General features: G+C 64.1%; 2 protein-coding genes and 1 pseudogene. 1 reads left to right on the forward strand and 2 read right to left on the reverse strand.

The features are described from left to right. Positions 1 to 229 precede the first annotated feature (229 nt). A pseudogene (locus IEZ19_RS54350) lies at positions 230 to 343 on the forward strand (tyrosine-type recombinase/integrase); the annotation flags it as partial. Positions 344 to 435: 92 nt separating this feature from the next. Here the strand turns inward: IEZ19_RS54350 and IEZ19_RS49170 are convergent. After that, positions 436 to 1,215 carry a hypothetical protein gene (locus IEZ19_RS49170; RefSeq protein ID WP_189317860.1) on the reverse strand — a complete coding sequence of 260 codons (780 nt, stop codon included), beginning with the start codon at positions 1,213 to 1,215 and terminating at the stop codon, positions 436 to 438. Between the two features lie 974 nt (positions 1,216 to 2,189). Next, positions 2,190 to 3,626 (reverse strand): S53 family peptidase, encoded by a 1,437-nt coding sequence (locus tag IEZ19_RS49175; protein ID WP_189317861.1) that lies wholly within the window; start codon positions 3,624 to 3,626, stop codon positions 2,190 to 2,192. Between the last annotated feature and the right edge of the window lie 733 nt (positions 3,627 to 4,359).

Genomic DNA, 4,359 nt, shown 5'->3' on the forward strand with positions numbered 1-4,359 from the left:
ATCGTCACACCGCCGTGACCTGCACACTCACGAGATCAACGCGACTTTGCAATCGCCCTGGCGCCAAGACCACCATCCCGATGACGAACTGAACGCCCGGATGGCCGAGAACGCGACGGCGGTTCGACCTTGCGATGGGCGGCCGAGCTCGGCTGTTCGTAATCTCCCCCACGGGGGTCAACGTACTCCTGAGCCTCCACCGCCCCGCAAGATGTCATCGCGGTGGTGTGGAGTCTCCCAGATCAGCATCACGATGGACGTCTACACCCACGTTGTGCACGACACTCAGCGCGAGGCGATCAGCCACATCGACCGGCTACTCAAACGTCGTCTGCCAGCATGAGTTAGCAGTACGCACGTCAGCTCCTGGCTGCCGGCCAGGAGCTGACGCCGGGCATACGGAATGCCTGGGGGGAATTTCGCACGGTCGCATTGCTACATGTATCCGTCCCGGCCCCGACGCCGCCGCTCAAGAAGTGAGTCTCGTCGAGCCTTTGCCAAGGCCAGCAGCGGGCCCCGGAATGCCAAAAGAGCGACGACAGCCGCCGCAACGCCGCCCCACGCGACAACCTCACCACGTATCCAACTCAACCTGTGAGACACGGTATTCTTCACATGAAGACGGATCGTAACAGGAGCGGAAGTCGCCAGGGACCGCTTTGAGTCTCCTTGGTACGTTGCAATCCGCAGCACCAACTTGTAATTGCCCGGCTCGCTTGCGCCGACCGCCCACTCCCACTCTGCCAGGTCCGACGGTTGCGTGACTAGCTGCTGCTCACTGGAGTCGAAGAGCGGTCGGATCTTGACTTCATCACTAGACGAGGTCAGAGACGCTCCCTCTACGCCGCCCACGGGGATATGGTGGGTCTTGCTTCCTGCGGGCGGGGAGGACGGGCCAGGATCATCCGAGATCCTTCCCTCCATATACAAGCCGACCGCAACACTTGTTGATTCCCCCACAGCCGAGCTGACGGCGTTATTAAACCAGAAGTCTCCCGGCACTAGAGTTTTCCGGTCTTTGTCGACCTCCTCCAAGAAGGTCTTCTGGTGACCCGGCGGCGCAGGTGTTTCTTTTTTAGAGACGTAGGCGTGCGGTAGGAGCAACATAAAAGCCGCTGCTAAGATGATCAGGAAGACGGCTTGCCAAAGTGGCATGCCGACGGGCTCAGCACTATCGGAAGTTGATTCGTTGTCCCTGTCTTCCTTCACACCCACCCCCATGCCATACAGCGGCTGGGCAAGAGCCGCTGGCCCTCACGGCATTCTCCTCCCGGTCACCCCGCGCTCATGCCTTTTTGAGGGAACAAGGGCAGGGAGGCCCCAGCAGTGCTGAGCAGCCCTCCGAACGGGCGAGTGGGAGCCACGGGTACGCGTCTAGCCGTGCTTGCCGTCAACCTCAGCCGTCAAAGGCCCCGGACCATGATCGGTCCGGGGCCTTTTCCCTTGTGCCCCCGGCAGGATTCGAACCTGCGACACCCGCTTTAGGAGCGAGGTTGGACGGTCCTACGTCTGACCTGGGGCTCCTTGTCCTTGGCGGAGTCCGGCGGCACGTACCCTTGCGCACCCTGATTCCCCGTGGGACCCCGCCCGTTCTGGCACGGATGTGGCGCGGGCTTCCATCCGCGATAGGGCCGCCGCCCTGAGTGCGTGATTCAAGGCACGTCTACCGTGATCACGTTCCAAACCACTTCTCGTGACTGCCTGTTGAAGAGCGGCCTCGGCCCGATCGCGCGTCTGCTGCAACGCGGCACCCGCGGCGTTGGTCCTATCGCTCCAGGCGCGTACAGGGCCGTTCGTGCGGACGTGCTCGGTCAGCGCCTGCCTCGCCGCATATACGGCGCATTGCAGAGCGATCAAGGGCTCAGGGACATCCATGCCAGCCACGATCGCCATGGTAGGCGCCACCTTCCGATCCGTAGCTCTACAGAGATCGGTCGTGGGCGGTCATAGACGTCGACGTGAGGCTTCTCAGGGTGGCTGCCGGTCGTGGGCGGTTGTTGTGGTTGCTGTACTCCGCTGCTGTACAGCGCTGGAGGTGACCATCCCATGAGGAGGTCGATCGCAACGTGGCTCGGCTGCGGGAGCGCATGGTAGCTCGCATAGTCGGTCTGTCACTGGTCGTCCTCGTTGGCCAACGTCGGGTGCCTTCGCACGGCCCTGAGAGGGTGGTGCAGCGAGCAGTTTCTGGTTCAGCCGGTGGCGGCAAGGGCGGGTACGAACTTGGAGGCGTCGATGGTGCCCAGACCCGAGGCGAGGTCGTAGCCCTTGGCGGCCTGGAAGCCGTCTGGGCCGTTGTTCCCCTCGGTGATGTCGACGATCCCGCCGTCCGGTCGCGCGGCCAGTGCGTAGAGCGCCGCGTGGATGTCGCCGAGCCGCTTGCCAGCCTTCTCGTCGGCCAGCGCAACGACTGCGGCGAACAGTTGGGCAGCTACGCTGCTGCCGCCCGCGCTGATCCACCCCGTCCCCGTCGGCAGGAAGCTCTGGTAAAACAGCGTGCCCCCGGAGACCGAACCGTCCATGGACAGGTCGGGCGTTCCGCGCCGCTGACCGACCACACCGCTCACACTGTCCTGATAGGCGGGGCGCTGGAACGTCTGCGATGGACCGCCACCCGTGGCCCCTTGGCCAACGCTGGAATCGTTCCAGACAGTGTCTGGGGCACTGCGCTTTCCGTTGGCGTCCAGATGCAGGCGAGAGCCGCCCACGGAAACGAAACTGGGGTCCGAAGCGGGCCAGCTCAGGGACCTGACCCGCGTGCCGCCTTTCCCAATCTTCGGTGCCGCGCCCCAGTCACCGGCAGCGGACACCAGCGTGGTTCCGCTCTGTACGATCTCGGCGAAGTCCTTGCTGGCCTGCTCGAACGCGGCAACCGGCTGATTGGTGTTACCTGCAGCCTGGTATTCCTCGCCCCCGTAGCTGTAAGAGATGACGTCGGGGTTGTCCTGCATCATCGTCGTGGTGAGGGCATCCGGGAGCACTTCAGCGGACGCCCTACCGGCTGCCAGGCCAATCGAGGGAGGCAGGTAGGAGGGGCTGTTGCCCCGGGGCTGGGGCGAGGTGGAGCCGGTCGGTGAGGGCGAGGGCTGTTGCGGTGGAAGGCCGAGATCCGCGACCACGATGCTCGCGTCCGGGGCCATCATGTGCACCACCTCCACGTCGAGCGTGGCCTCAAGGGCCACCGCGACCATTTTCTGGTTGCCGGCATCGAAGGAGGCAGAGGGGGCTCCGGTCTCGATCGGCCTGATCGTGAGCTTCGGCTTCGGCAGCTTCAATTTTGTGCTGAATTCATCCAGGTCCTTCTGGAGGTTGGGCGGCGCGAACAGGGTGATGATGGCGATGGTGCGGCCCTTGCCGGTAAGCCCCTGCGCCTGGAGTCGATCGATCCCGTATGCCTTGCGGACCATGTCCAGGGTGTAGCAGGGCGTTCCCAGCAACTTCTCGCACTCCTGGATACTGGGCACCGTGGCGAACGGCTTGAGCGGTTGTCGGCCGCCCGAAACAGAGGAGCTTGGGGAATCCGAAGGTCTCCCGGGCATGGACAGGGTGCTGCTGGTACAGGCGGTGGCGGCCACACCGAGACCCACCACCCAGAGCACAGTCCGCCTCGCGCGGCTGGTTCTGTTCATGCTCCCAGCCTGCTGCCAAAACCGCCTCCGGGCTTAGAGCTGCTGGGGCAAATGGGCGTCGGGCCCCTCCGGCGAGTGTCAAGATCAGGCTATGCCAGTTGACGAGAGTGGTAGGGCTGCCGAAGAGCCAGTGACTCTAGCTGTCAGGGACAACCATGCAAGGCGCAGGTGGGTGCCCCTCCTCTCAGGCGCACTCGCGGGTGTGATCGTCGGGGCTGGCGCTGTGGGTCTCATGTGGTGGATGAGTGAGCAAGACGGTCGGCCCTCGGGACCCGCTTTCACGGCTACGGGGACCGTCACCGTGTTCGGGTCCTCCTGGGTACACGGCCAGGGGGATGAGGGGTGCGTCGGCATAGATGACTTTGCGGATCTTCGACATGGCGCCACAGTCCGTGTCTTCGATCTGTCAGGGCACACGCTTTCCAACTGTGTTGGTGGGGTGGTGAGCCTCGTACGGAGCCGTTCACCTGCGTTCATGGCTGACCGGGTCCCGGGACTAGCCTCGCCCGCAGTCCGGTCTGAACGGCCCTGTACGGGGCTGAATGAGACGGGAACTGAGACGGCCCGGCCGGTGACTGGGCCCGGCTGCCTGCGTTCAAACCATCCCGCCTTTCCCTGTGACGCGCCTGTGACAGTCGGCGGACACGGCCATGACGTCCGGCGGGCAATCTGGAGAAACAAGGGCAAATCGCCCTAAACGGTCAGACCCCTCGCCGGAGGACAGCACCATGAG

The organism is Streptomyces brasiliensis, assembly GCF_014647875.1.
In the GTDB taxonomy this organism is placed as follows: Bacteria; Actinomycetota; Actinomycetes; order Streptomycetales; family Streptomycetaceae; genus Streptomyces; species Streptomyces brasiliensis.

What these genes read in the sequence shown, in the direction of transcription:
- IEZ19_RS49175 (WP_189317861.1), bottom strand. Translation starts at nt 3,626, where the DNA reads ATGAACAGAACCAGCCGCGCGAGGCGGACTGTGCTCTGGGTGGTGGGT.